We start from the raw sequence: 651 nt of genomic DNA, 5'->3' as shown, positions 1-651 counted from the left end.
CGTGAAGTACGTGCGCACCAACGACACCGGCCTGGCGGCGGACGACGCGCACGCCACCGTGGCGGGCGCCACGGCGTTGGGCTACAACGCCACCGCGAGCCACGGGCAGAGCGTGGCGATCGGCCGCGACGCACTGGCCGACGGCAGCACGCTCGGCAATGCGGCGTATACCGTGAACGGCGCCGCGGTCGCGGGCACGGCCATCGGCGAAGTGTCGGTGGGCAAGGTCGGTAGCGAGCGCCGCGTCACCCATGTGGCGGCTGGCGCGGGCGACACCGACGCGGTGAACGTGAGCCAGCTCAAGGCCGTCGCCGACAACATCGACAGCCTCGCGGGCAACGCGGTGAAGTACGACGACGCCGGCAAGGGCAAGGTCACCCTGGGCGGCACCGGCGGTACCGTGGTCACCAACGTCAAGGACGGCGACGTCTCGGCCGGCAGCACCGACGCGGTGAACGGCAGCCAGTTGAACGCAGTGAGCGAGATCGCCAGCAAGGGCTGGAACGTGCAGGCCAACGGCGGCACGGCGACCCAGGTGGCGCCGGGCGGCACGGTGAACTTCAAGAACGGCCAGAACATCCTCGTCAGCAGCAACGGCGCCGAGATCACGGTGGCGACGGTCGATACGCCCAGCTTCAAGGGCGCGGACAT

Annotated in this window: 1 pseudogene; it reads left to right on the top strand. The window is 70.4% G+C overall.

The window, feature by feature from the left end:
• Positions 1–651, top strand: a pseudogene (locus tag ASG87_RS00075) (hypothetical protein); the annotation flags it as partial.

The organism is Frateuria sp. Soil773, from assembly GCF_001428405.1.
GTDB lineage: Bacteria > Pseudomonadota > Gammaproteobacteria > Xanthomonadales > Rhodanobacteraceae > LMSL01.
This window is presented reverse-complemented; position numbering and strand designations above follow the sequence as displayed.